Here is a 24596-nt window from a genome sequence, read left to right on the forward strand (position 1 = left end):
TAGCATGGCGCGCATGCCTCTCGAGACACAGCGCCCCGGGATCTTCCGTGGTGAGCGTCGGAACAACGTCGCCTGGTACGTGACCGACCCCGCGCGCGCCGCCGAGATCGAAGCCGAGTGGCGCGCCAACTTCGAACCCACCAATCGCCGCGGCGGGCGCCGGGTGCTCGCGGCGGTGATCCGCGTCGTGCTGTTCGGCGGGGTGGTCGCCGCCGCCCTCGTGTGGGCATTCCTGAGCGGTATGCACGCCGGCCTCGCGACGGTCGTGCTCATCGTCGCGGTGCTCGCGGGTGCCGCGCTCGCGGGCGTCGTCAACTCCCTCCTCGTGCCGCGCGGGCGGGCCGCCGTCGCGCGGGTGGAGGGGGTGCTCCCGATCGACGACGACGTCGTCGCCTGGGCGGGCGACGGCATCCGCCACGAGGACCTCTGGCGGCTCACCGTCGGCCTCAGCCGGCTGCGACAGCTGCACGAGGCCGTCGAGGCGGTCGAGCGCGATGACGACGACGGGGACGAGGCGCCCATCGAGCTCGCGGGCGTCACCGAGCTGCGGGGGCAGTACGCGGCCGAACGCGACGCGTTCCACAGGCTCGCGCTGTCGCTCGGCTACCCGCTGCCCGACGAGTTCGATGAGGCCGAGGACGGGGAGCGCACGCCCGGAGTAGCGTGACCGCATGCTGTACGAACACCTCGGCCACAGCCCGCGCGTCGACCCCACGGCGGTCGTCGCACCCACCGCGGTCGTCTCGGGCGACGTCACCATCGGACCCGGGTGCCAGATCCTGCACGGCGCCGTCATCAGCGCCGAAGGCGGTCCTATCACGATCGGCGAGTCGACGATCGTGATGGAGAACGCCCTGCTGCGGGCGAGCGCGACCGACCCCCTGCACATCGGCGACCACGTGCTGGTGGGCCCCATGGCGTCCGTGTCGGGGGCGACGATCGGCGACGAGGTGTTCCTGGCGACGGGCTCGCGGGTGTTCAACGGGGCGCGCATCGGCGCACGCAGCGAGGTGCGCATCAACGCGGTCGTACACCTGCGCACGGTGCTGCCGGCCGAGTCGACCGTGCCGATCGCGTGGGTCGCGGTCGGCGACCCGGCCAGCATCCTCGGCCCCGACCGGCACGAGGAGATCTGGGAGATCCAGCAGGACCTCGACTTCCCGGGCTACGTCTTCGGCCTCGACCGCTCGACGCCCGACCTCATGGTGCAGCTCACCGAGCGCTACGCGCGGCACCTCGCCCGCCACGCCGACGACCGCCCGGTCGACTGAGGCGCGTCCTCAGCGGTAGCACCACCCGAGGTACCCCGGACCGCCGAAGAACCCGGGGATCCAGCACGAGTACATCTGGCCGCCGCCCCCGCCTCCCGAGCTGCGGGGCGTGTTGGCGGACTCGGAGGCGCGGGCTCCCGCGGTCGTCGCGACGTAGTCGGCGACCGTCCCGGGGGCGGTCGCGAGCGGCGCGGTCCCGTCGGCTAGGCGCCCCTGCCAGGCGATCGGCAGCTCGACCTCCGCGAGCGCGAGGAGCGCGTCGACGGAGCCCTGCATCGCGGCCCTCTCAGCCTCGCCCGCGTACTGGAACGCGGCGAGCGTCGCGGCGCCCGTCTCGGCTCCGGTGGCGGCCGCGGCGGTGATCGCCGCATCCGTCGCGTCGACGGCGTCGATCGCCTCCGTCTCCGCCGCCTCGAACAATTCGACGAGCTCGTCGAGCCGGGCGGCCTCCGCGGCGACCTCCTCGCGGGCGCTCTGACGGGCGTCGCCGTCGAGCTGCCGATAGCGGCGCTCGAGGTTGACGGCGAAGCGCTCCGCGTCGTTCGAGAGGTACTCGATGCGGATGCTCAGGGCGTCGGCGGTCGGATCGGCGGGCAGCTGTTCGCCCTCGTCGGCGTCGCGCACGAGCGGGGAGACGGTGGTCGCGGCGACGGCGTCGACCGCGGCCGCGAGGGTGTCGGCGCTCGCCTGGTCGAACTCGGCCGTGGCGCCGGCGACGCTGTCGCGCACGGGTACGGCGAGCGTGGTCGTGTACTGCGCCACCGCCTCCGCGGTCGCGCGGTAGTCGCCCGCCGCGGTCTTCGCGTCCGCGAGCGCGGTCTCGAGCAGTGCCGCGTCGTCGCGTGCCGCGTCCACGATGGCGGTCTCGTTCCCGATCCAGATGCCGAGCGGGATGCCGCCCGCGAGGAGCGCGAGCACGGCGCCCCCCGCGATCCAGGGGAGCAGGCGGCGCCGGGGAGGCGGGGTGCCCTCGGGGGAGAGCTCGGGGGTCTCGGTCGTGTCTGCGGTGGTCACCGGCGGCTCCGATCGGAAGTCGAGTGCGCCTCAGCCTACCAGTGGCGTCCCCCGAACGGGGTACAGCGCCGGGGCCTCAGCCGGTCTTCGACCAGACCCTGCCGATCAGCAGGGGCAGCAGCACGAGCGAGCGCAGGTCGACGAGGGCATGCACGACGATCGGCAGCAGGATGCTGCCCGAGACGAGGTAGAGGAAGGTGAAGATGAGCCCCAGCACGGTCGCCGCGAGCACGCCCACCCACTTCTGGTAGAGGTGCAGCAGGCCGAACAGGGCCGCGGCGACGAGGAACGCGATCGGCGCGTCGAGCCCGATCCCGAACAGCAGCGCCGGGAACGCGAGGCGGAACAGCAGCTCCTCGAAGACGCCCGCCGAGAGGCTGAGGCCCGCACCGTACGGCAGCTCGCCGCGGGTGCGGGGGAGCAGCGCCCCGATGTCGCCGAGCTTCGGCACCTCGGCCGGGTCGGTCCTGCGCAGCAGCACGAGGGGCAGGATCAGGGCGATCGCTCCGCCGACGGCCGCGCCGATCGCGAGCCCGCGGCCGAGCGAGGTGCCCGAGAAAAAGTCGCGGGATGCGGCGATCGGCTCCCAGTTCTGCGCCTCCCCGAGCGCCTCCGGCACGATGTCCCAGGTGGCCAGCAGCAGCGCCGCCGAGAGCCCGCCCATCACGAGCACCGACTCGACGAGCCACTTGCGCATGACCCGCTGCCGGGATGCCGTCGCCCGCATCCGCTTGAACTGCGCGTACTCCCGCCGCTCGCGCGTGACCGCCCGCCAGACGAGCAGCGTCACCGCGACGAGCAGCAGAGCGAGCAGTTGCAGGTCCATCCCGCCCATTCTGGCGGGAATGCGCAGCGGCATCCGGCACTTGAATGGAGACGATGACGAAGAGCGACATCGGGCTGCGGTCCGAACGGGGACCGATCCTGCTGGCCGTGATGGTCGCGACCGGTGTGGTGGCGATCGACGCGACCATCATCTCGACGGCGGTCACCTCGATCACGGACGACATCGGCGGCTTCCCGCAGTTCCCGTGGCTGTTCTCGGTCTACCTGCTCGCGCAGTCGGTCACCGTGCCCGTGTACTCGAAGCTCGCCGACACCATCGGACGCAAGCGCGTCATCCTGTTCGGGATCGCGGTGTTCCTGCTCGGCTCGATCCTCTGCGGCGTCGCGTGGGACATGCCGAGCCTCATCGCATTCCGGGCGGTGCAGGGCATCGGCGCGGGCGCCATCCTGCCGATCACCATCACGATCATCGGCGACATCTACTCGCTCGAGGAGCGCGCCCGCGTGCAGGGCTACGTCGCGAGCGTGTGGGCGGTCGCGGCGGTCGCCGGTCCCACGCTCGGCGGGCTGTTCGCCGGCTGGGACCTCTGGCGCGGGATCTTCCTCATCAACATCCCGCTGTGCCTGATCGCCTTCTGGCTGCTCGCCCGCGACTACCACGAGCGGCTCGAGCCGCGGCGGCACCGCATCGACTACGCGGGCGCGGTGCTCATGACGGGTGCGTTCACGCTGCTGCTGCTCGGGGTGCTGGAGGGCGGCAACGCGTGGGAGTGGGCGTCGCCGCCCTCGTTCGCGGTGTTCGGCGGCGGCGTCGTGCTGCTCGTCGCGTTCGTGCTCGTCGAGCGGCGGGCGGCCGAGCCGGTGCTGCCGCTGTGGGTGCTGACCCGGCCGCTGCTGCGCGCGACCAACCTCGTCGGGCTCGCGGTGGGGGCCGCGCTCATCGGCCTCACCGCGTTCGTCCCCACCTACCTCGTGATCGGTCTCGGGGTGAGCCCCCTCGTGGCGGGCCTCGCGCTCGCGACGCTGACCATCGGATGGCCGATCTCGGCCGCGCTGTCGGGTCGCCTCTACCTGCGCATCGGCTTCCGCTCGACGGCGGTCATCGGCGCGACGCTCGTGGTGCTCGGCGTCGCGGCGCTCGCCGTGTTCGGACTCACACCGTCGGTCTGGATGGTCGCGCTCCTGTCGTTCGTCATCGGGCTGGGCTTCGGCTTCGCGGCCGTGCCGACCCTCGTCGCGGCGCAGTCGAGCGTCGGCTGGGACGAGCGCGGCGTCGTCACGGGGGTGAGCATGTTCTCCCGCTCGATCGGGCAGTCGATCGGCGCGGCGATCCTCGGGGCCGTCGCGAATGCCGTGATCGCGGGCCTCGGCGGCGACGAGGGCGACCCGGGCACCATCATCCGCGCCTCCGACGCCGTCTTCGTCGGCGCGGCGATCATCGCCGTGCTGCTGCTCGTCGGGGCGGTGTCGATGCCGCGCGAGCGGCGCGCCCCCGCATCCGACCCCGTGCCGCCCGCGACGGACCCCATCCCCGAGGTCGGCTGAGGCGTCAGCTTCCGTCGCCCGCGCGCCGCCCGGTACGACGGGAATCGACGCCTCGGATCAGCAGACGCCCCAGATGCCGCGCGAGGCCGCCTGCGCCTCGTCCTCGGCCGCCTCGAGCTCGGCCGCCCACAGCACGTTCGGCTCGAGCACGACCGCCTCGGCGTAGCCGGACCGGATGAGGTCGAGGTTGACGAGCGCCCCGTCGTCGGTGAACAGGAACAGCAGCGAGCGACCGTACTGGTCGAGTCCCTGCACGTCGGCCACCGTGCGCACATGCGTGCCCTCCGGCAGGACGGCCCGCAGCGCCGCGGTCGCCTCGTCACCGAGGCACTCCAGGTGCTCGCCCACCTCGGGGGTGTCGATGCCGAGCAGGCGCACCTTGCGGCCGTCCTCGAGGAACAGGGTGTCGCCGTCGTGCACGTACCTGACCCAGGCCTCGCCCGCATCCGCCGGGACCTCGGGGGTGCCGGATGCCGCGGGGGCCGCCCCCTCGTCGCCCGGCACGTCCGGCTCGGTCGCGCCCGGCGGCACCGCCGACGGCAGGCTCGGCAGTCGCCCTCCGCCCGCCAGCCAGAGCACCACGGCGAGCAGCACGACGAGCGTCACGACGCCCAGCACCCGCCCGATCCTCACCGCACGATTCTGGCAGTCTGGGGGCATGAGCGAGTCCGCCGAGCCGATCGTCCCGACGACGCCGCATCCGAAGCTCGAAGAGCTCGTCGCGGTGCTCGAGCACCTGCGGGCGCCGGGCGGCTGCGCGTGGGACCGCGACCAGACGCACGCCTCGCTCGTGCAGTACCTCGTCGAGGAGACCTACGAGCTCGTCGACGCGATCGAGGCGGGCGACGACGCGGAGCTCGTCGAGGAGCTCGGCGACGTGCTGTACCAGGTGATCTTCCACTCCGACATCGCCGCGGAGGAGGGGCGCTTCACGCTCGAGGACGTCGCGGCGCACATGACCGCGAAGATGGTGGGTCGGCATCCGCACGTCTTCGGCGATGCGGTCGCCGACACCCCGGACGCCGTGATGGCGCGCTGGGACGAACTCAAGAAGGTCGAGAAGCCGGGCCGCGAGAGCGTGCTCGACGGCATCCCGCAGGCGATGCCCGCGCTCGCGCTCGCCGCGAAGCTCGTGGGCCGCGCCGAGAAGGTGGGGCTCGCGCCGGTCGCCGCGGATGCCGTGCCGGCCACCGAGGCCCGGCTCGGCGACGAGCTGCTCGCGACCGTCGTGGCGGCCCGCGCCGCGGGGCTCGACCCCGAGCGTGCGCTCCGCGACGCGCTGCGCCGGCTGCAGGACGACATCCGCGCCGCCGAGACTCCCTGAAAGTACGCACTTTTGGGCTGAATCGCCGCGAAACAGCCCAAAAGTGCGTACTTTCGCGGAGGGGGCGGGTCAGCTGAGGCGGGCGCGGTAGGCCCGCACCGCCATGCGGTTGCCGCAGCGGGTGGAGCAGAAGCGCTTCGAGCCGTTCTTGGAGAGGTCGACGAACACGCCCGCGCAGTCGTCGGCCTCGCAGTCGCGCAGGCGGTCGAGGCGGCCCGCGCGGATGACGTCGACGAGCGACATGGCGGCCTCGACGAGCATGCGCTCGGCCAGCGGCGACTCGTTGTCGACCGCGTGGATGTGCCAGCCGAGGTCGTCGTGATCGACGAGCCGCGGCACGGCGCGCGCCTCGGCGAGGGTGTCGTTGACCCACTCCACGACGGTCTCCTCCTCGGCGCCCCAGACCTCGCGGATGCGGTCGCGCGTGTCCCGTACCTCGCGCAGCTCCCGCTCGTCGTGGTCGATGCGTCCGGAGAACTTCCACTGGGCGAGCAGGGCCCCGAGCTGCCCCGTGGTGGCGAGCTCGTCCTCGCCGCTCTCGGATGCCTCCGCGACGGTGTCGAGCAGCGCCTGGAGGAAGGTGAGGTTCAGTTCGGTGTCATGGGTGAAAAGCATTTGACTCCTGACCGATGCGAGGGCTACTGTCACGACCATAACCAACTTAGCCCATGACCAGATCGGGAGCCGCGATGCGCACCACCCCCGCTAGCCGCGGCATCCTCGGCGTCGGACTCGGGCTCGCCGCCGCGCTCGCCTTCGGCGCGGGCGGCACCATCGTGAAACCCCTGTTCTCGGAGGGCTGGACGCCCGGAGCCGCCGTCTTCGCGCGCCTCGTCATCGCGGCCCTCGTGCTCGCCGTCCCCGCGCTCCTCGCCGTCCGCGGCGATCTGCGACCCCTCTGGCGCGCCCGATGGGTCGTGCTGGCGTACGCCGCCCTCGCCGTCGCCGGCGTGCAGCTCGCCTTCTACGCCTCGCTGCAGCGCATCCCCGTGAGCATCGCCCTGCTCATCGAGTACCTCGCGCCCGTCGCGCTGCTGCTGCTCGCCTGGGTGCGCACGCGCCGGATGCCGCACCGCCTCGTGCTGATCGGCGCGGCCGTGGCGCTCGCCGGCCTCGTGCTCGTGATCGGCCCGACCGGGGGCGCCGCCCTCGACCCGATCGGCGTCGCGCTCGCCGCCGTCGCCATGATCGGCGTCGCGGTCTACTACGTGATCGGCGCGAAGATGCCCGACGGCATCCCGCCGATCACCCTCGCCTGGGCGGGATTCGTGATCGGCGCGATCGTGCTCGGGCTCGCGGGCGCGGTCGGCGTGCTGCCCATGCACGCGAGCTTCGGCGAGGCGGACTTCCTCGGTACCCGCGCCCCGTGGTGGGTGCCGCTCGTCGTGGTCGGCGTGATCTCGACCGCCTTCGCCTACGTCGCGGGCATCACCGCGATCACCCTGCTCGGCACCCGCGTCGCCTCGTTCCTCGGCCTCTCGGAGGTCGTGTTCGCCGGCATCGTCGGCTGGATCGTGCTCGGCGAGGCGATCGGGCCGGTCGCCCTCCTCGGCGCCGCGCTCATCCTCGGAGGGATCGTGCTCGTGCGCCTCGAACCGGAGGGCCCGGTCACGTCGCCGCTCGCCGAGCCGCTGCCCGTGACCGAGCCCGTCGCGATCGTCGCCGACCCCGGCTGAGTCAGGCCACCCGGCTGCCTGCCGTGAGCCGGCGCGTGGGGGCGTGGGTGCGGGCGATCGCGCCCGCCACCAGGCCGCCCGCGAGCAGCAGGTGCAGCGCGAGACCCACCGCCCAGCTCGGCACCGTCTCGTCGATGATGTCCCGCGCCGTCGGAGTGTCGGAGTCCACGTAGTCGTCCGTGCACTCCGACCACGCCTGTGGTTCCGCCGGAGGCAGTTGCGCCTGCCGCACGGCGAGCTTGATCGAGCCGAACAGGTCCGCCGGGTAGCCGCCCGGGTCGAAGGTCGTCGGCACGGCATCCGCGAGCAGCACGTACGGGTTCGCCGCGAGCGCCCACCACACCCGGTCGAAGCGCGGCTGGGTGTACTCGTAGTCGTCGGTGACGCAGACGATGTCGACGGGGCGGCCGGTCTCCGGGTCGATCTCGTCGGAGGAGGCCTCCCAGTCGATGTACTCGCTCCGGACGGTCACGGTCTCCTGCCCGACGAAACCGCCGAGGGCGAAGATGATCCCCGTGCCGACCGACAGGAAGGCGACCACGAGGTAGGTCACCACGACCGAGAACAGCGGGCGGCGGATGAGCCCCGACAGACCCACGCCGATCGCCGACACGACGCCCAGCTGCAGCGCCAGCACGAGCACCGACACGATCGCCGTGGGCGCTTCGGCGCCGCCCTGGGCGAGCGCGAACAGCAGGAACGGCAGTGCCGCCACGAGGAAGCCGAGCGCCGTGATCCACGCCGCGAGCAGCTTGCCGAGCACGAGCTGGGCCGTCGTGACGAGCGTCACCTGGGTGGTGGCGAGGGTGCCCGCCTCCCGGTCGCCGTTGATCGCATTGCCCGAGAGCGCCGGCGTCACGAGGCTGCCGAGCAGCAGCACGAAGTAGACGATGAGCGAGTAGAGCACGGCGCCCGGGGCGTCCGAGTTCCACGTCGCGATCGAGGTGAAGACGGTCACGAGCAGCACGATGAAGACGAAGACGCCGAGCAGCACGTACCAGGCTGCGCCGCGCACGCGCTGCTGCAGCTCGAGGGAGGCGACGGTCCACATCCGGGTGAGCCAGGTCATCGTGCCTCCTCCCCGTCGGAGTTCAGATCCAGGAAGGTGTGCTCGAGGTCGCCCACCGCGGGGGCGAACGAGACGACGCGGATGCCCGCCGCCACGAGCGCCGCGAGCAGTTCGGCCGCCCGCTCGTCGCCCGCGAGCGGCACGACGAGCCCCTGCGGCTCGGTCACGATGCGGGCGGCGTCGACGCCGGAGTCGACGAGGGCGCGGTACAGGCCCGCGGGGTCGATCGCCCGGATACGCCAGCCGCGTTCGGCGACGCGCGCCGCCTCCACCCGCTCGGCGCTCACCGTCGACCCGGCCTCGAGGAACACCGCACGGTCGGCGAGCTCGTCGAGCTCCGCGAGCACGTGGCTCGACACGACGATCGTGCGCCCCTCGGCCGCGAGCCGGCGCAGCAGCACCCGCAACGCGATCCGCGCCCCCGGGTCGAGACCGGATGCCGGTTCGTCGAGCAGCAGCACGCGCGGGTCGTGCACGAGGGCGCGGGCGAGGCTCAGGCGCTGCTTCTGCCCGCGCGAGAGCACGCGGGTGGGACGGTCGGCGAGCTCCACGAGGTCGACGAGCTCGACGAGCTCCTCGGCGCGGGCGGCGGCCGCCGGGCGGGGGAGGTCGTAGAGCCGGGCGGTGAGCTCGAGGCTGCGCCGCACGGTCAGGTTGGGCCAGGCGCCGAGCACGTCCGGCATCCAGCCGAGCTGCGCGCGCACCGCGGCGCTCTCGGTCACGGGGTCGTGCCCGCCGATGCGGATGGTGCCGCGGTCGGGCACGAGCAGGGTCGCGAGCATGAGCAGCAGCGTCGTCTTGCCCGAGCCGTTCGGGCCGACGAGGCCGGTCACCTCGCCGGCGCGGGCCTCGAAGCTCACCGAGCGCACGGCGTGCACGCTGCCGAAGGAACGGGCCACATCCTCCACGAGGATGTCGGCGAGGGCGGGTGACGGGACGGCCTGGGGAGCACTCATGCCGCGAGCGTACGGTGCCGGTGGCGGCCGCGGCATCCGTCGCGGGGACGACCCGCGTTCATCCCCTCGGCCCACCTGACACAATCGACGGGTGGCATCCCAGGTGAACCCTCCCCGTGGCATGCGGGACTTCCTCCCCGCCGAGAAGGCGCGCCGCGAGCGCGTGCGCGACGAGATCCTGCGGGTGTACCGCGCCCACGGCTTCGACGAGATCGAGACGCCTGTCGTGGAGGACTCCGACCGCCTGCACGCGGGGCTCGGCGGCGACAACGAGAAGCTCGCCTTCGGGGTGCTCAAGCGCGGCCTCACCCGCGACGACCTGCAGGCGGCCGAGCAGCCGCTCGACCTCGCCGACCTCGGTCTGCGCTTCGACCTCACGGTGCCGCTCGCCCGCTTCTACGCCACCCACCGGGCCGAGCTGCCCGCCGTGTTCCGCAGCATCCAGGCGGCACCCGTGTGGCGTGCGGAGCGCCCGCAGAAGGGGCGCTACCGGCAGTTCGTGCAGTGCGACATCGACATCATCGGCGAGCCCGGCATCCAGGCGGAGGCCGAGCTGCTGGTCGCCTCGCTCGCGACCGTCGACGCCCTCGGGCTCGCGGATGCGACCATCCGCATCAACGACCGGCGCCTGCTGATCGGCATGCTCGCCGGATTCGGCTTCCCCGCCGAGGAGCACGACGCCGTGCTCATCACGGTCGACAAGCTCGACAAGGTCGGGCCGGACGGCGTGGTCGCCGAGCTCGCCGAACGCGGCTCGGCCCCGGATGCCGTAGAGGCGTTCCGTGCATTCCTCGCCCGTCCGCAGACGCTCGAGTACCTGCCGTTCGGCGAGGCCGCCATCCGGAAGCTCCTGCCCGCGGGAGCCGACGACGCGGTCGTCGCCTCGCTCGTCGCGATCGGCGAGACCGTCGCCGCGGCCCGCGGCGAGGAGGAGCCGCCCCTCGTGTTCGACCCCTTCCTGGTGCGCGGCATGGGCTACTACACGGGCGCCATCTTCGAACTCGCCCACCCGAGCGTTCCGTATTCGCTCGGCGGCGGCGGCCGCTACGACGGCATGATCGGGCGCTTCCTCGGCACGGAGGTGCCGGCCGCCGGGTTCTCGATCGGCTTCGAGCGCCTCGTCGACCTCGTCGAGCCGCCCGCCGGGGTCGGGGGAGCGGCCGTCGCGCTCGTGCACGACACGGACGCGCCGCTCGCGGCCCTGCTCGCCCTGCAGTCCGCGCTCGTCGCCCGCGGCGACCGCGCCCGGCTCGTGAAGCGCGCCAAGAACACCAAGCTGCAGCTCGAGGGGCTCGCCGAGCAGGGCTTCACCTCCTTCGCGTTCCTCGGCGCCGACGCCCCCGCATCCGTCGACGCCCTCGAGCTGCGCCCCCTCGGCTGAGCACCCGCGCGCTGCCTTTGGAGAAATGCAGGAGAAACCCGCCCCCGCTCCCACCCGTCCCCGTGAACCCGGGGCGCCGCTCGGACATCTCCTGCATTTCTGAGGGTCGGCGAGTGCGACTCCGCACGGTCGCCGCTGCCACGTTCGCATCAGGAACTCGCATCCGGAGTTCGGAGAAATGCAGGAGAAACCCGGATACCGGTGCCCCGAGCGAGGTGAACAGCGGGTCGATGCGACGAGGTTCCTGCATTTCTCCGGGAGATCGACGTGGATGGCGAGTCGGTAGGATCGCGGGTGGGCGCACACGCCCCACACACCACATCCCCCTAAGGAGTACCCCGTGTCTGCAATCGAGGCCGTCGGAGCCCGCGAGATCCTCGACTCCCGAGGCAACCCGACCGTCGAGGTCGAGGTGCTCCTCGAAGACGGCACCGTGTCGCGTGCCGCCGTGCCCTCCGGCGCCTCCACCGGCGCCTTCGAGGCCTACGAGCTGCGCGACGGCGACAAGGGCCGCTACCTCGGCAAGGGCGTGCAGAAGGCCGTCGAGGGTGTGCTCGACGTGCTCGGCCCGGCCATCGAAGGCTTCGAGGCCTCCGACCAGCGCCTCGTCGACGCCGAGCTCATCGAGGCCGACGGCACCGAGAACAAGTCGCGCATCGGCGCCAACGCCATCCTCGGCGTCTCGCTCGCCGTCGCGAAGGCGGCCGCCGACTCCGCCGACCTGCCCCTGTTCCGCTACGTCGGCGGACCGAACGCGCACACCCTCCCGGTGCCGCTCATGAACATCATCAACGGCGGCGCCCACGCCGACAACGGCATCGACGTGCAGGAGTTCATGATCCTGCCGATCGGCGCCGACACCTTCTCGGAGGCCCTCCGCTGGGGCGCCGAGACCTACCACGCCCTCAAGGGCGAGCTGAAGAAGAAGGGCTACGCCACCGGCCTCGGCGACGAGGGCGGCTTCGCGCCCGACATCGCCACCGCCCGCGAGGCCCTCGACTTCATCCTCGAGTCGATCGCCGCCGCCGGCTTCGAGCCCGGCCGCGACATCGCCCTCGGCCTCGACGTCGCCTCCACCGAGTTCTTCGCGGACGGCGTCTACCGGTACGAGGGCAAGGAGCTCTCGAGCGCCGAGCTCACCGCCTACTACGAGGGCCTCATCGCCGACTACCCGCTCGTCACCATCGAGGACCCGCTCGCCGAGGACGACTGGGACGGCTACGTCGCCCTCACCCAGGCGATCGGCGACAAGGTGCAGATCGTCGGCGACGACCTCTTCGTCACCAACCCGGTGCGTCTGCGCAAGGGGCTCGACCTCGGCGTCGCCAACTCGATCCTCGTCAAGGTGAACCAGATCGGCACCCTCACCGAGACGCTGGATGCCGTCTCCGCCGCCCAGCGCGCCGGGTACACCGCGATCCTCTCGCACCGCTCCGGCGAGACCGAGGACACCACGATCGCCGACCTCGCCGTCGCCACGGATGCCGGCCAGATCAAGACCGGTGCCCCCGCCCGCTCCGAGCGCGTCGCCAAGTACAACCAGCTGCTGCGCATCGAGGAGGAGCTGGGCGAGGCCGCCGTCTACGCCGGTCGCAGCGCCTTCCGTCGCGCGTAGGCCCCTCGACCCGCCTCACCGAGCAAAGGCGCCCCGTCGAGGGGCGCCTTTGCTGGTTTCGATACACCGCGCTGCGCGCGGCACTCAACCAGCGGGATGGTGCTGCTGCGCGGGGCACTCTACCAGCGGGGTGGGGGTGCACGGCGCTTCGCGGCGTCCTCGCATCGGCCGTCGCTTAGCCTGGACGGGTGAGTCGACAGCCCCGCACCGAGCGTGCACCCGTGACGCTCGCGGAGCCGTCGCGTGGCGCCGCGTGGCTGCGCAACTTCCGGCTGTCGGGGTTCGCTCTCACGGCGCTGCTGCTCATCGTGGCGGCGCTCGTCGTGCTCGCGCCGCGCTTCAAGACGCTCGTCGAGCAGCGGCAGCAGCTCGCCCAGCTCGAGCAGCAGGTGCAGGACGCCCAGGATCAGGTCGATGAGCTCGACGAGGAGGTCGCCCGCTGGAGCGACCCCGCCTACGTCGAGGCGCAGGCGCGCGACCGGCTCTACTACGTCTACCCGGGCGACGTCAGCTACCTCGTCATCGACGACGACGGCACCCCGGAGGCCGAGGACGAGCTGCCGATCAGCGACAGCATCCAGACCACCCGCGTCGACTGGGTGACGGCGCTGCTGTCGAGCGTCTACACGGCGGGCCTCACCGACGCGACCCCCCAGCAGCTCGACGGCACGATCGACTCGCCGACCCAGGGCTCCTCCGGATGACGCGGCCCCCGTTCCCCGCCCCGACCGAGGCCGAGATCGCGGTCGTCTCGCAGCAGCTCGGCCGCCCCGCCCGCGGGGTGGTCGGCATCGCCGCGCGTTGCGTCTGCGGCAACCCGACCGTCGTCGCGACGAGTCCTCGACTGCCGGACGGCACGCCGTTCCCGACGCTCTACTACCTCTCGCATCCGGGTGCCACCGCCGCGATGTCGACGCTCGAGGCCACGGGAGTCATGCCAGAGCTCGCCGCGCTGCTCGTCGACGAGATCGCCGAGGCCTACCACGCCGCCCACCTCTCCTACCTGGCCGACCGCGCGAGCATCGAGGAGGTGCCCGAGATCGCCGGGTTCTCGGCGGGCGGCATGCCCGAGCGCGTGAAGTGCCTGCACGCGCTCGCCGCCCACGCGCTCGCGGCCGGCCCGGGCGTCAACCCGATCGGGGATGCGGCCCTCGCCCGCGCGAGCTGGTCGCCGGAGCGCTGCACGTGCGCCGAGCCGGGCGCGGCCGCGGGCTGACCGTGCGTCGCCTCGTCGCCGCCCTCGCCGGGGCGATCCTGGTGGCCGCGGGCTGCCTGGCCGGGTCGTCTCCCGCCGTCGCCTCCGGCGCCGATGCCGTGCGCGACGCGCAGTACTGGCTCGACGACTACGGCATCCGCGACGCCTGGAGCGTCACGCGCGGCGCCGGCGTGACGATCGCCGTCATCGACACGGGCGTCGGCTCGCCCGCCGAGCTCGACGGGGCCGTCGTCGGGGGCACCGACTTCTCGGGCAAGGGCAGCGCCGACGGCCGCACCCCGGTCGGCAAGGACGGCGAGCACGGCACCCTCGTCGCCTCGCTCGCCGCGGGCCGCGGCACCGGCTCGGGCTCCGGGGTCATCGGCAGCGCGCCGGAGGCCTCCATCCTCGCCGTCTCGATCGGGCTCGACACGGGCGACTCCGACCAGCAGATCGCGGATGCCGTGCGCTGGTCGGTCGACCACGGCGCCGACATCATCAACATGTCGCTCACCCGCAACACCCTCGACTGGCCGGTCAGCTGGGACGACGCGTTCACCTACGCCGCCGACCACGACGTGGTGGTGCTCGCCGCGGCCGGCAACCGCGGCTCGGGCACCTACGAGGTGGGGGCGCCCGCGACGATGCCCGGCGTGCTGACGGTCGCCGGGGTCGACCGCGCGGGCCAGTCGAGCGAGAACGCCTCCGCGCAGGGGGTGACCATCGGCGTCGCCGCGCCGAGCGAGGGGCTCGTGGGGGCCATGCCCGACGGCACGCACGTGCGCTGGAACGGCACGAGCGGTGCCACCCCGATCGTGGCGGGGGTCGTCGCGCTCGTGATGGCCGCGCATCCGGAGCTCGACGCCGCCAACGTCATCAACCGCATCACCGCGACGGCGCGGGATGCCGGGGCGCCGGGTGCCGACGTCACCTACGGCTTCGGGCTGCTGGACGCGTACGCCGCGGTGACGGCCGAGGTGCCGCACGTCGACGCGAACCCGATGGGCGACCTTGCGGAGTGGATCCGGGTGAACCGCCCCCACGACGCCGAGGGCTCGACCCTCGTCGCCGGTCCCGCGCCCGTCGAGCAGGCCGAGCCCGCACGACGGTTCGACCCGGTGGGCGTGCTCGTGCCGAGCCCGCTCCAGCTCGCGCAGGTGGGCGTTCCGCTGCTCGGGGCGCTGCTCGTCGCGTTCGTGATCGGCGGCTTCCTCGTGGGCGCCGCCCGGGCGTACGGAGGGCGGGCGCGCAGGCGGTAGATTGGAGGCGACTTTTTCCCCCAGCGAGGAGAACCCCCACGGTGCGCAAGATCCTGATCGTCGGCGGCGGCTATGCCGGCTTCTACACCGCCAAGAAGCTGCAGAAGCACCTGCGGCGCGGCGAGGCGGAGGTCACGATCGTCGACCCGCTGCCCTACATGACCTACCAGCCGTTCCTGCCGGAGGTCGCGGCCGGCTCCATCGAGCCCCGTCACGCGGTGGTCGCGCACCGCCGCCACCTGAAGAAGACGAAGGTCATCACGGCCAAGGTCACCAAGGTCGACCACGCCTCGAAGACCGCCGAGATCACCCCCGCGGTCGGCGAGCCGTGGACGGTCGACTACGACACGATCGTGGTGACCGCCGGCGCCGTCTCACGCACCTTCCCCATCCCGGGCGTCGCCGACCAGGCCATCGGGCTCAAGACGATCGAGGAGGCCGCATCCATCCGCGACCGCCTCACCGACAACTTCGCGAAGGCCTCGAACCTGCCCGCCGGCCCCGAGCGCGACCGCCTGCTGACGGTCGTCGTGGTGGGCGGCGGCTTCGCCGGCATCGAGGTGTTCGGCGAGCTGCGCAGCTTCGCGAGCTCGCTCGTGGCCGCGTACGACACGATCGCGTTCGAGGACACCCACTTCCACCTCATCGAGGCGATGGGGCGGATCATGCCCGAGGTGTCGCTGCCCACGAGCCACTGGGTGCTGCGCGAGCTCGACAGCCGGGGCGCGAAGGTGCACCTCGACACGCAGCTCGCATCCGCCGTCGACGGCAGGATCGAGCTGTCGACGGGCGAGAGCTTCGAGTCCGACCTCATCGTGTGGACGGCCGGCGTCATGGCCAACCCCGTGGTGCGCGGCACCGACCTGCCGATCGAGGAGCGCGGGCGTCTGCGCGCCCAGGCCGACCTGCGCATCGTCGACGAGAACGGCGTGGTCGTTCCGGACGCCTGGACCGCGGGCGACGTCGCGGCGGTGCCCGACCTCTCGGGCGGCGGCGTCGGCGGCTTCTGCGTGCCGAACGCGCAGCACGCGGTGCGTCAGGGCAAGCGCCTCGCCAAGAACCTGGTGGCCGAGATCCGCGGTGACGCGCCGGCCGAGTACAACCACACGAACCTCGGTGCGGTGGCCGGCATCGGCCTCTACCGGGGCGTCTACCAGTACCGCAAGCTCGCCATCAAGGGCTTCATCGCGTGGATCATGCACCGCGGCTACCACGGTTTCGCGATGCCCATGTGGGAGCGCAAGGCGCGCGTGTTCGGCAACTGGATCATCAACTTCCTGTTCCGCCGCGACCTCGTCGGCATCCCGGCGCGCGACGTGCCGCGGGAGGCGTTCGAGACGTTCGCGTCGCGCCCCAAGGCGTAACCCGCCCGAGCGCGCGATGATGTGCGGGTGAACGCACTCGACATCCTGCGGAACACCCCGGCCGTCACCGCGCGGCCGCACCACCAGGCCGACTGGCACGCGCGCGAGCAACAGGCGCTGACCCTCGGCGAGCGGGCGGCCGACCGCCTGCGCAACGGCATGGGCAGTTGGACCTTCGTGGGCGTGTTCCTCTGCTTCATGCTCGTCTGGGCCGTGTTCAACACGGTCGCGGTGTTCGCGCACTGGGACCCCTACCCGTTCATCCTGCTCAACCTGTTCCTGTCGATGCTCGCGGGCCTGCAGGGCGCGATCCTGCTGATCGCCGCGAAGCGCTCGGATGCCGTGTCGGCGGCGCTCGCGCAGCACGACTTCGAGGTGGATCAGGCGGCGCGGAAGGACGTGCAGGTGCTGCTCGAACTCAACCGCAAGCAGGTCGAGATGCTCGGCGAGCTGCACGAGCGGCTGTGCGCGCTCGAGCGGGACGCCCCGAGCCAGGGGTAGACCGGGCCGCCCACCCTCAACGGGGGAGTGGCAGCGCGCCGCGCGGCTTGCGACAGTGGTCGAACTCGACGATGAGGAGACCGTCCATGACGCATGCCGCCGTGTCCGCAGGAACCCCGAGCGGTGCGCCGTTCGCCGAACCCCAGCGGGCGGTGAGCGGGCTCTGGATCGCCGCCTTCGCCGCGGCGTGGGTGGGCGTCTGGATGGCGCAGCTCGGCCCGTTCCGCGTGGCGCTGCCGCTGCAGGTGGCGGGCGAGCTCGGCGAGGGGGCCGCGTGGACGGACTCGGTGGTCGCGTTCGGCGTCGTCTCGGGCGTCGCGGGTGCGTTCCTGATCCTCACCTTCCCGATCGCCGGGTACCTCTCCGACCGCACCACCTCGCGCTTCGGTCGCCGCCGGCCGTGGATCGCGGGCGGCTCGGCGCTCTTCGCGGTCGGGCTCGTCGCCCTCGGGTCGGTGCACGGCATCGCGCTCATCACGGTGTGCTGGACGGTGGCGCTCGTCGGCTTCAGCGCCGCCGCATCCGCCCTCACCGCGCTCATCAACGACCAGGTGCCGGTGCGGCAGCGCGGCTGGGTCGCCGGCTGGATGTCGTCGCCGCGCGCCATCGGCATCATCCTCGGGGCCGTGCTGTTCACCGAGGTGTTCGCGACCGTCACGCTCGGCTACCTCGTGCTCGCGGCGACCATCGTGGTGCTCGTGGTGCCGGTGCTCGTGGGGGTGAAGGATGCGCCGATCACGGCGGAGCAGCGGCCCACGACCTCGCTCCTCGCGGGCCTCTGGATCTCGCCGAAGGCGCACCCCGACTTCGCCTGGACCTGGGTGAGCGGTTTCCTCGTGAACGCCGGCAACGCGCTCGGCACGGGCCTGCTGCTGTACTACCTCGCCTACGAGCTCGACTTCGGCGACCGTGCGCGCCAGGCCTTCCTGCCGCTCACCCTCGTCTACCTGCTGGGCGTGGTGCTCTCGGCGCTGCTGTGCGGCTGGATCTCGGACCGCATCGCCCGCCGCAAGGTGTTCGTCATCTGGGGCGCCCTGCTGCAGGGCCTCGCCGCCCTCATCCTGGTGTTCACCTCCGACTACACGGCGACCTTCGTCGCGGGCGCGGTGCTCGGCCTCGGCTACGGCGCCTACCTGGCCGTCGGCCAGGCGCTCGCCACCCAGGTGCTGCCGGATGCCCGCAACCGCGCGAAGGACCTCGGCATCATGAACGTCGCCTACCAGGTGCCGGTCGCGATGGCGCCGCTCCTCGGGGCGCTCATCGTGGCATCCGTGGGCGGCTTCTCGGGCCTGTTCATGCTCGCCGGCGTCGTCACGGCGATCGGCGGCGCGGTGATCGCCCTCGTGCAGCACGTGAAGTAGGGCGCGCCGGCGCCGGATGCGGTGCCCTCGCTGGGATTCGAACCCAGACTGAGGCGATTTTAAGTCGCCTGCCTCTGCCGATTGGGCTACGAGGGCGCGCCCCCATTCTGCCGTGCGCGGCGCCCCTCCGAACGGGGGGATTGGCGACATGAACGGTCGTCTGGGACACTTGTCCAACTCCGGGGGACTCGTGGATGAGAGGAGACGCCGTGACGCGCATGCCCGCCGCCGAGCGCCGTGCCGCGCTCGCCCGCGCCGCGCTCGCCGTGGTCGACCGCGACGGCGTGCACGCCGCCACCACGCGCGCGATCGTCGCCGAGGCCTCCATGCCGCTCTCGAGCTTCCACTACGCGGTGCCGTCCCGCGACGAGCTGCTGCGCGACGTCGTCGAGCTCGTCGTCTCCGATGAGTCGGATGCCGCGCTCGCGGGCCTGCTCGCCGACGCGGTCGACGTCGAGGACGCCATCCGCCGCACCCTCACCGCCTACCTCGAGCACGTGCGTTTCGCCCCCGGGCGCGAGCAGGCCATGTTCGAGCTCACCCAGTACGCGCTGCGCACCCCCGAGCTCTCCGACCTGCCCGCCGAGCAGTACGCCCGGTACCACGGCACCGCCGAGCAACTGCTCACCGCCGCCGAGACCCACCTCGGCATCCGTTGGGCCGTGCCGGTCGAGCACCTCGCACGCCTCATCGTCACGATCACCGACGGCGTCACGCTCGCCTGGCTCGCCGACCGCGACGACGCCTCAGCCCGCCACACCATCGACCTCGCCACCGCAGCACTCGTCGGGTTCGCCGAACCCCGCACGCCGACCGCACGACAGGAGACGACATGAGCACTCCCGACCTCACCGTGAAGGGGCCCTCGGCTGCCTTCACCGAGCCGCAGCGCGCGGTCACCGGCGGCTGGATCGCCGCCTTCGCCGCCGCCTGGCTCGGCGTCTGGATGGCGCAGCTGGGCCCGTTCCAGGTGCTGCTGCCCGTGCAGGTCGACGCCGAGATCGGACAGCCGCAGGACTGGACCGACTCGGTCGTCGCCTTCGGCATCATCTCCGGCATCGCGGGGGCCGCGGCGATCATCGCCTTCCCCGTCACCGGCTTCCTCTCCGACCGCACCACCTCGCGCCTCGGCCGTCGTCGTCCGTGGGTGCTCGGCGGCGCCGCGCTCTTCGCGGCATCCCTCGTGGCGCTCGGCTTCGTGCACGGCATCGTGCTCATCGCCACCTTCTGGGCGCTCACGATCGTCGGGTTATGCATCCTGTCGTCCGCGCTCACCGCGCTCATCTCCGACCTCGTGCCCGTGCGCCAGCGCGGCTTCGTGTCGGGCTGGATGTCGGCGCCCCAGGCGGTCGGCATCATCCTCGGCGTGCTGCTCATCACCGAGGTCTTCGTCACCGTCACCCTCGGCTACATCGCGATGGCCGTGGGCCTCGCGATCCTCGTGCTGCCGATCGTGTTCTTCACCAAGGAGACCCCGATCACGAAGGCGGAGCGCCCCCAGTTCACCCTCGGCGCGCTGCTGCGCGGCATGTGGATCTCGCCGCGCAAGCACCCCGACTTCGCGTGGACGCTCACGAGCCGCGTGCTCGTCAACTCCGGCAACGCGCTCGGCACCGGCCTGCTGCTCTACTACCTGGCCTTCGGCCTGGAGATCGGCATCGACAAGGCCGAGGATGCGCTGCTGCCGCTCATCGTCGTCTACCTGATCTGCGTCGTGCTCACCGCGCTCGTCGTCGGCTACCTCTCCGACCGGCTCGCCCGCCGCAAGATCTTCGTCATCTGGGGCTCGCTGGCCCAGGCGGTCGCCGCCTTCGTGCTCGTGTTCGTCACGAGCTACGAGGCCACCTTCGTCGCCGGCGCGCTGCTCGGCCTCGGCTACGGCGCCTTCCTCGCCGTCGACCAGGCGCTCGCCACGCAGGTGCTGCCCGACCCGCACGACCGCGGCAAGGACCTCGGCATCATGAACATCGCCTTCCAGGTGCCGCAGGCCCTCGCGCCGCTGCTCGGCGCCTTCGTGGTCGACGCGCTCGGCGGATTCCGCGGCATGTTCATGATCGCGGCGCTCGCCGCCGCGATGGGCGCGCTCGTCGTCAGCCTCGTGCGCGACGTCAAGTAGGGGTGACCGCAGTGCCTCTCACCCTCGCCCCCCAGAACGACCGGCCGTGGCAGAAGCCCGCGGAATGGTGGCCGCGCCTGGCGTCCGCCACGGCCGGGATCGAACCGCCGTTCGGCGTCGTCGCCGTCGAGGCGCTCGCCGCCAACGCGCACGACATGCTGCAGCGCGCGCAGGGCACGCCCATCCGCGTCGCCAGCAAGTCGGTGCGGGTGCGCGGCGTGCTGGATGCCGTGCTCGCCCTGCCCGGCTTCCGCGGCATCCTCGCCTACACCCTGCCCGAGGCGCTGTGGCTGGCCGAGACCCACGACGACGTCGTGGTCGGCTACCCGACGGCCGACCACCTGGCGATCGCGAAGCTCGCCTCCGACGAGAAGCTCGCCTCGCGCGTCACCCTCATGGTCGACTCGTTCACGCAGCTCGACCTCATCGACGCGGTCGCGCCGCCCTCGCAGCGCGCGACCATCCGACTGTGCCTCGAACTCGACGCCTCGTACCGCAACCCGGTGCTCGGCCACGTGGGCGTGCGGCGCTCGCCCATCCACGAGGTCGCCGAGGCCGCCTCGGTCGCGGCGGCGATCGTGAAGCGGCCCGGCTTCCGGCTCGTGGGCATGATGGGCTACGAGGCGCAGGTCGCCGGCGTCGGCAACCAGGGGCTCGGCAACGTCGCCATACGTGCGATGCAGAAGGCCTCGTCCGCCGAGCTGCGCGAGCGCCGGGGTGCGGCCGTCGCGGCCGTGCGCAAGGTGGCCGAGCTCGAGTTCGTCAACGGCGGCGGCACCGGCTCGCTCGAATCCACCCACGACGACCCCTCGGTCACCGAGATCGCCGCGGGCTCGGGCCTCTTCGGCCCGCTGCTCTTCGACGGCTACGAGCACTTCCAGCCCGCGCCCGCCGCCTCGTTCGCGATGAGCGTCGTGCGGCGGCCCTCCGCCGACATCGCGACGGTGCTCGGCGGCGGCTGGATCGCCTCCGGCCCTCCCGGACAGGACCGCCTGCCGCGGCCGGTCTGGCCCGAGGGGCTCAAGTACCTCTCCCGCGAGGAGGCGGGCGAGGTGCAGACCCCCGTGCAGGGCGACGCCGCGCGCGACCTCAAGGTCGGCGACCGCGTCTGGTTCCGCCACGTGAAGGCGGGGGAGCTCTCGGAGCACCTGAACGAGTTCGTGCTGGTGGAGGACGGTCGCATCGTCGACCGGATGCCCACCTACCGTGGAGAAGGGAAGGCGTTCCTGTGACGGCGACGGTACCCGGACACACCGCCGAGGCGCGCCTGCGCTCGTCGGCGCCGTGGCGCAACTGGGGGCGCACCGAGGCCTCGCGGCCCGCGTTCCGCGCCTCGCCCGCGAGCGTCGACGAGGTGCAGGCGGTCGTGCGCGCGGCGCGCGAGCGCGGCCTGCCGCTCAAGGTCGTCGGGGCGGGGCACAGCTTCACCGCGATCGCGGCGACCGACGGCATCCTCGTCGACCTCGACCAGCTGCAGGGCGTGCGCGGCGTCGACCGCGAGACGGGGCGTGTCACCCTCGCGGCCGGCACGCGCCTGCACCAGCTGCCCGAGCTGCTCGCACCGTACGGCCTCGCGCTGCAGAACATGGGCGACATCGACCGCCAGTCGATCGCCGGCGCCACCTCGACCGGCACCCACGGCACGGGTCTGCGCTTCGGCGGCCTCGCGACGACCATCACGGGCGCTCTGCTCGTGACCGGCGACGGATCGCTGCTGCGCGTCACCGAGGACGAGAACGCCGAGCTGCTGCCCGCCGTGCGCCTCGGCCTCGGCGCCCTCGGCGTGCTCGTCGAGCTCGAGATCCAGTGCGTGCCCGCCTACCTGCTGCACGCGGTCGAGCACCCGGAGGACTTCGAGGTGATCGACGAGTTCCGCGACCGCGTCGAGGCGGCCGACCACTTCGAGCTGTACTGGTGGCCGCACACCGACCGCGTCATGACGAAGACCAACACCCGCCTCCCCGTGGAGTCCGGTCGCAAGCCCGTGGGGCCCGTCGCGAACTGGGTCGAGGAGCGGCTCATGTCGAACGGCGCCCTCGCGGTCATGTGCAACGTCGGCCGCGTCGCCCCCGCCGCGACGCCCGCCATCAACCGCCTCGCCACGAAGGTGTACGGCGACCGCGAGTACACCGACCACTCCTACGAGGTGTTCACCGCCCCGCGCAACGTGCGCTTCCGCGAGATGGAGTACGCGCTGCCGCTCGACGAGGTGCCGGCGGCGCTGCACGAGCTGCGGGCGATGATCGACGCATCCGGATGGCGCATCGGCTTCCCCGTGGAGGTGCGGGCCGCGGCGGCGGACGAGAACTGGATGTCGACCGCGCACGGACGCGAGTCGGGCTACATCGCCGTGCACCGCTACGTGAAGGACGACCCGACCGAGTACTTCCGGGCCGCGCAGGAGATCTTCCTGGCGCACGGCGGACGCCCGCACTGGGGCAAGATGCACACCCTCGACCACGAGGTCTTCGCCGAGCGCTACCCGAGGTTCGGCGACTTCCTCGCGGTGCGCAACCGCCTCGACCCCGACCGCGTGTTCCAGAACCCGTACCTGGAGCGCGTCCTCGGTCGCTAGCGCTGCGGCCCCCTTTCCCGCTGGGTGAGGCCCCGAGTGCCCACGTCTGCATGGGTTTCGATACGCCCGCTGCGCGGGCTACTCAACCAGCAGGGAGGGGCCGCTGCGGCGGCGGCCTCACGGCGTGCGGCGGCGCAGGGTGAGGGCCGCGAGCACGAGCGCGCCGAGCGCGAAGGCGCCCACCACAAGCAGGTCGGCGAGCACATCGCCCGTGGCATCCGCATCCGTCGACACGAGGTTCAGCGCGTCGATCGAGTACGACAGCGGCAGCCAGTCGGAGACCGCCTGCAGCACGTCCGGCATGTTCTCGCGCGGCAGCAGGATGCCGCCGAGCAGGATCTGCGGCGCCACGATCACGGGCATGAACTGCACCACCTGGAACTCGGTGGTCGCGAAGGCGCTCGCGAGCAGGCCGAGCATCGTGCCGACGAGGCCGTTCGCGATGGCGACCGCGCCGAGCAGCCACACCTCGCCCTCGACCTCGAGTCCGCACACCCACACGGCCCACGCCGCCGCGACGACGGCCTGCAGGGTCGCGAGCAGGCCGAACGCGATCGCGTAGCCGCCGATGAAGTCGCCCTTGCCGAGCGGCATCACGAGCAGCCGCTCGAGGGTGCCGCTGCGTCGTTCGCGCAGGGTGGTGATGCTCGTGATGAGGAACATGACGATGAACGGGAACACCCCCAGCATGGCCGGCCCGACCTGGGCGAACACGGGGGTGTCGTCGAAGATCCAGGCGAGCAGGCCGATGAGCAGCGCCGGCACGACGAGCAGCATCCCGATCGTGCGCGGGTCGTGACGCACCTGGGTGAGCACCCGGCCCGCCGTGGCGAGCGTGAGGCGCGGGGTCATGCCGCCACCTCGCCCTCGCGCTCGAGGATGCGCAGGAACGCCTCGTCGTGGTCGGATGCGCTGGTCGCGGCGAGCAGACCCGCGGGGGTGTCGTCGGCCACGAGTCGGCCGTCGCGCAGCAGCAGCAGGCGGTCGCAGCGGCGCGCCTCGTCCATGACGTGGCTCGAGACGAGCAGGGTGACGCCGCCCGCGGCGAGGCGCGCGAACAGTCCCCACAGCTCCTGCCGCAGCAGCGGGTCGAGGCCCACCGTCGGCTCGTCGAGCACGAGCAGTTCGGGCGTGCCGAGCAGGGCGATGCCGAGCGAGACCCGGCTGCGCTGGCCTCCCGACAGTCGCGAGGCCAGTTGGCGTCGCACCGAACCGAGCCCGACCTCCTCGACGACCCGGTCGAGGTCGCTCGCGGGCGCCCCGAGCACGCGCCGGAAGTAGTCGAGGTTCTGCTCGACGGTGAGGTCGTCGTAGACGGCGGCCGACTGCGCCATGTAGCCGATGCGGTTGCGCAGCGCCCGGTGCCCCGCGGGCAGCCCGAACACCTCCACGGTTCCGGATGCCGTGCGCTGCGCGCCGATGAGCGCGCGCATGAGGGTGGTCTTGCCGGACCCGCTCGGCCCGAGCAGCCCCACCACCTGACCGACGGGCACGTGCACGTCGAGGCCGTGCAGCACCTCGGTGCGCCCGCGGCGCACGACGAGGCCGGTCGCGTGGACCGCATCCGAATAATTCACCATGTGATGAA

The 24596-nt window shown here is 72.5% G+C and carries 25 protein-coding genes and 1 tRNA gene; 17 read left to right on the forward strand and 9 right to left on the reverse strand.

The genetic code is table 11. The annotated features are described in order from the left end of the window. The first annotated feature begins 13 nt into the window (after positions 1-13). Positions 14-667 carry a hypothetical protein gene (locus tag D7I47_RS09170; RefSeq protein ID WP_120762760.1) on the forward strand — a complete coding sequence of 218 codons (654 nt, stop codon included), beginning with the start codon at positions 14-16 and terminating at the stop codon, positions 665-667. A gap of 4 nt (positions 668-671) precedes the next feature. Next, positions 672-1271 carry a gamma carbonic anhydrase family protein gene (locus D7I47_RS09175; RefSeq protein WP_120762761.1) on the forward strand — a complete coding sequence of 200 codons (600 nt, stop codon included), beginning with the start codon at positions 672-674 and terminating at the stop codon, positions 1269-1271. A 9-nt stretch (positions 1272-1280) separates the two neighbouring features. Here D7I47_RS09175 and D7I47_RS09180 read toward each other — a convergent pair whose 3' ends face one another. Next, the gene (locus D7I47_RS09180) at positions 1281-2285 is read right to left on the reverse strand and encodes a hypothetical protein (protein ID WP_120762762.1); all 1005 of its coding nucleotides are present in this window, start codon (positions 2283-2285) and stop codon (positions 1281-1283) included. Between the two features lie 76 nt (positions 2286-2361). Then, on the reverse strand, positions 2362-3111 hold the full coding sequence (locus D7I47_RS09185; RefSeq protein WP_157981686.1) for a CPBP family intramembrane glutamic endopeptidase: 750 nt from the start codon (positions 3109-3111) through the stop codon (positions 2362-2364). A 44-nt stretch (positions 3112-3155) separates the two neighbouring features. Between D7I47_RS09185 and D7I47_RS09190 the strand changes: the two genes are divergently transcribed. After that, complete coding sequence (locus D7I47_RS09190; protein WP_120762764.1) at positions 3156-4616, forward strand: MFS transporter; 1461 nt, start codon at positions 3156-3158, stop codon at positions 4614-4616. Positions 4617-4673: 57 nt separating this feature from the next. On the opposite strand, the gene D7I47_RS09195 is transcribed toward D7I47_RS09190, so the two are convergent. Beyond that, positions 4674-5249, reverse strand: a complete 576-nt coding sequence (locus D7I47_RS09195) for a thermonuclease family protein (protein WP_157981687.1) — start codon at positions 5247-5249, stop codon at positions 4674-4676. A gap of 25 nt (positions 5250-5274) precedes the next feature. Between D7I47_RS09195 and mazG the strand changes: the two genes are divergently transcribed. Next, positions 5275-5940, forward strand: a complete 666-nt coding sequence (mazG, locus tag D7I47_RS09200; RefSeq protein ID WP_120762766.1) for a nucleoside triphosphate pyrophosphohydrolase — start codon at positions 5275-5277, stop codon at positions 5938-5940. A 69-nt stretch (positions 5941-6009) separates the two neighbouring features. On the opposite strand, the gene D7I47_RS09205 is transcribed toward mazG, so the two are convergent. Then, positions 6010-6555, reverse strand: a complete 546-nt coding sequence (locus tag D7I47_RS09205) for a CGNR zinc finger domain-containing protein (RefSeq protein WP_120762767.1) — start codon at positions 6553-6555, stop codon at positions 6010-6012. 53 nt (positions 6556-6608) lie between these two features. Between D7I47_RS09205 and D7I47_RS09210 the strand changes: the two genes are divergently transcribed. Then, positions 6609-7616, forward strand: a complete 1008-nt coding sequence (locus D7I47_RS09210) for an EamA family transporter (protein ID WP_120762768.1) — start codon at positions 6609-6611, stop codon at positions 7614-7616. Position 7617: 1 nt separating this feature from the next. Here D7I47_RS09210 and D7I47_RS09215 read toward each other — a convergent pair whose 3' ends face one another. Then, positions 7618-8685, reverse strand: coding sequence for an ABC transporter permease (locus D7I47_RS09215; protein WP_120762769.1), 1068 nt, complete (start codon positions 8683-8685; stop codon positions 7618-7620). Further along, complete coding sequence (locus tag D7I47_RS09220) at positions 8682-9641, reverse strand: ABC transporter ATP-binding protein (RefSeq protein WP_120762770.1); 960 nt, start codon at positions 9639-9641, stop codon at positions 8682-8684. The genes D7I47_RS09215 and D7I47_RS09220 overlap by 4 nt, the downstream gene beginning before the upstream one ends. A 121-nt stretch (positions 9642-9762) precedes the next feature. Between D7I47_RS09220 and D7I47_RS09225 the strand changes: the two genes are divergently transcribed. The 8 genes from D7I47_RS09225 to D7I47_RS09260 all read left to right on the forward strand — a co-directional run bounded on the left by D7I47_RS09225 (position 9763) and on the right by D7I47_RS09260 (position 18317). Next, on the forward strand, positions 9763-11022 hold the full coding sequence (locus D7I47_RS09225) for a histidine--tRNA ligase (RefSeq protein WP_227000970.1): 1260 nt from the start codon (positions 9763-9765) through the stop codon (positions 11020-11022). 340 nt (positions 11023-11362) lie between these two features. Further along, a complete protein-coding gene (gene eno, locus D7I47_RS09230; protein ID WP_120762772.1) occupies positions 11363-12637 on the forward strand; it encodes a phosphopyruvate hydratase in 1275 nt (424 codons plus the stop codon). Between the two features lie 188 nt (positions 12638-12825). After that, positions 12826-13341: an FtsB family cell division protein gene (locus D7I47_RS09235; RefSeq protein WP_227000572.1), complete on the forward strand. Its 516-nt coding sequence runs from the start codon at positions 12826-12828 to the stop codon at positions 13339-13341. Next, positions 13338-13853 (forward strand): DUF501 domain-containing protein, encoded by a 516-nt coding sequence (locus tag D7I47_RS09240; RefSeq protein WP_120762774.1) that lies wholly within the window; start codon positions 13338-13340, stop codon positions 13851-13853. Before D7I47_RS09235 ends, D7I47_RS09240 begins: the two co-directional genes overlap by 4 nt. Next, positions 13823-15091, forward strand: a complete 1269-nt coding sequence (locus D7I47_RS09245; RefSeq protein WP_227000574.1) for a S8 family serine peptidase — start codon at positions 13823-13825, stop codon at positions 15089-15091. The genes D7I47_RS09240 and D7I47_RS09245 overlap by 31 nt, the downstream gene beginning before the upstream one ends. A gap of 41 nt (positions 15092-15132) precedes the next feature. After that, positions 15133-16455, forward strand: coding sequence for an NAD(P)/FAD-dependent oxidoreductase (locus D7I47_RS09250; protein WP_120762775.1), 1323 nt, complete (start codon positions 15133-15135; stop codon positions 16453-16455). 27 nt (positions 16456-16482) lie between these two features. After that, on the forward strand, positions 16483-16956 hold the full coding sequence (locus tag D7I47_RS09255) for a DUF1003 domain-containing protein (protein WP_319592658.1): 474 nt from the start codon (positions 16483-16485) through the stop codon (positions 16954-16956). Between the two features lie 86 nt (positions 16957-17042). Beyond that, complete coding sequence (locus D7I47_RS09260; RefSeq protein ID WP_120762776.1) at positions 17043-18317, forward strand: MFS transporter; 1275 nt, start codon at positions 17043-17045, stop codon at positions 18315-18317. 22 nt (positions 18318-18339) lie between these two features. On the opposite strand, the gene D7I47_RS09265 is transcribed toward D7I47_RS09260, so the two are convergent. After that, a tRNA-Leu gene (locus tag D7I47_RS09265) sits at positions 18340-18413 on the reverse strand. A 122-nt stretch (positions 18414-18535) separates the two neighbouring features. On the opposite strand from D7I47_RS09265, the gene D7I47_RS09270 reads away from it, so the two are divergent. The 4 genes from D7I47_RS09270 to D7I47_RS09285 are packed head-to-tail and all read left to right on the forward strand — an operon-like array spanning position 18536 to position 23008. Further along, on the forward strand, positions 18536-19153 hold the full coding sequence (locus tag D7I47_RS09270) for a TetR/AcrR family transcriptional regulator (RefSeq protein WP_227000972.1): 618 nt from the start codon (positions 18536-18538) through the stop codon (positions 19151-19153). Then, positions 19150-20433, forward strand: a complete 1284-nt coding sequence (locus tag D7I47_RS09275) for an MFS transporter (RefSeq protein WP_120762778.1) — start codon at positions 19150-19152, stop codon at positions 20431-20433. Before D7I47_RS09270 ends, D7I47_RS09275 begins: the two co-directional genes overlap by 4 nt. Positions 20434-20435: 2 nt before the next feature. Beyond that, positions 20436-21665: an amino acid deaminase/aldolase gene (locus tag D7I47_RS09280; protein WP_193726427.1), complete on the forward strand. Its 1230-nt coding sequence runs from the start codon at positions 20436-20438 to the stop codon at positions 21663-21665. Continuing rightward, a complete protein-coding gene (locus D7I47_RS09285) occupies positions 21662-23008 on the forward strand; it encodes a D-arabinono-1,4-lactone oxidase (RefSeq protein ID WP_227000576.1) in 1347 nt (448 codons plus the stop codon). The genes D7I47_RS09280 and D7I47_RS09285 overlap by 4 nt, the downstream gene beginning before the upstream one ends. Positions 23009-23125: 117 nt before the next feature. Here D7I47_RS09285 and D7I47_RS09290 read toward each other — a convergent pair whose 3' ends face one another. After that, complete coding sequence (locus D7I47_RS09290) at positions 23126-23860, reverse strand: ABC transporter permease (protein WP_120762779.1); 735 nt, start codon at positions 23858-23860, stop codon at positions 23126-23128. Next, the gene (locus tag D7I47_RS09295) at positions 23857-24588 is read right to left on the reverse strand and encodes an ABC transporter ATP-binding protein (RefSeq protein WP_120762780.1); all 732 of its coding nucleotides are present in this window, start codon (positions 24586-24588) and stop codon (positions 23857-23859) included. The genes D7I47_RS09290 and D7I47_RS09295 overlap by 4 nt, the downstream gene beginning before the upstream one ends. Between the last annotated feature and the right edge of the window lie 8 nt (positions 24589-24596).

Origin of the sequence: Protaetiibacter intestinalis (assembly GCF_003627075.1) — a bacterium.
Classification (GTDB): Bacteria; Actinomycetota; Actinomycetes; order Actinomycetales; family Microbacteriaceae; genus Homoserinibacter; species Homoserinibacter intestinalis.

Coding starts and splice junctions, on each gene's coding strand:
- D7I47_RS09275 (WP_120762778.1), top strand. CDS start 19,150: ATGAGCACTCCCGACCTCACCGTGAAGGGGCCCTCGGCTGCCTTCACC.
- D7I47_RS09170 (WP_120762760.1), top strand. CDS start 14: ATGCCTCTCGAGACACAGCGCCCCGGGATCTTCCGTGGTGAGCGTCGG.
- D7I47_RS09190 (WP_120762764.1), top strand. CDS start 3,156: ATGGAGACGATGACGAAGAGCGACATCGGGCTGCGGTCCGAACGGGGA.
- D7I47_RS09185 (WP_157981686.1), bottom strand. CDS start 3,111: ATGGACCTGCAACTGCTCGCTCTGCTGCTCGTCGCGGTGACGCTGCTC.
- D7I47_RS09295 (WP_120762780.1), bottom strand. CDS start 24,588: ATGGTGAATTATTCGGATGCGGTCCACGCGACCGGCCTCGTCGTGCGC.
- mazG (WP_120762766.1), top strand. CDS start 5,275: ATGAGCGAGTCCGCCGAGCCGATCGTCCCGACGACGCCGCATCCGAAG.
- D7I47_RS09290 (WP_120762779.1), bottom strand. CDS start 23,860: ATGACCCCGCGCCTCACGCTCGCCACGGCGGGCCGGGTGCTCACCCAG.
- D7I47_RS09210 (WP_120762768.1), top strand. CDS start 6,609: ATGACCAGATCGGGAGCCGCGATGCGCACCACCCCCGCTAGCCGCGGC.
- D7I47_RS09260 (WP_120762776.1), top strand. CDS start 17,043: ATGACGCATGCCGCCGTGTCCGCAGGAACCCCGAGCGGTGCGCCGTTC.
- D7I47_RS09225 (WP_227000970.1), top strand. CDS start 9,763: ATGCGGGACTTCCTCCCCGCCGAGAAGGCGCGCCGCGAGCGCGTGCGC.
- D7I47_RS09220 (WP_120762770.1), bottom strand. CDS start 9,641: ATGAGTGCTCCCCAGGCCGTCCCGTCACCCGCCCTCGCCGACATCCTC.
- D7I47_RS09215 (WP_120762769.1), bottom strand. CDS start 8,685: ATGACCTGGCTCACCCGGATGTGGACCGTCGCCTCCCTCGAGCTGCAG.
- D7I47_RS09240 (WP_120762774.1), top strand. CDS start 13,338: ATGACGCGGCCCCCGTTCCCCGCCCCGACCGAGGCCGAGATCGCGGTC.
- D7I47_RS09175 (WP_120762761.1), top strand. CDS start 672: ATGCTGTACGAACACCTCGGCCACAGCCCGCGCGTCGACCCCACGGCG.
- D7I47_RS09205 (WP_120762767.1), bottom strand. CDS start 6,555: ATGCTTTTCACCCATGACACCGAACTGAACCTCACCTTCCTCCAGGCG.
- D7I47_RS09270 (WP_227000972.1), top strand. CDS start 18,536: ATGCCCGCCGCCGAGCGCCGTGCCGCGCTCGCCCGCGCCGCGCTCGCC.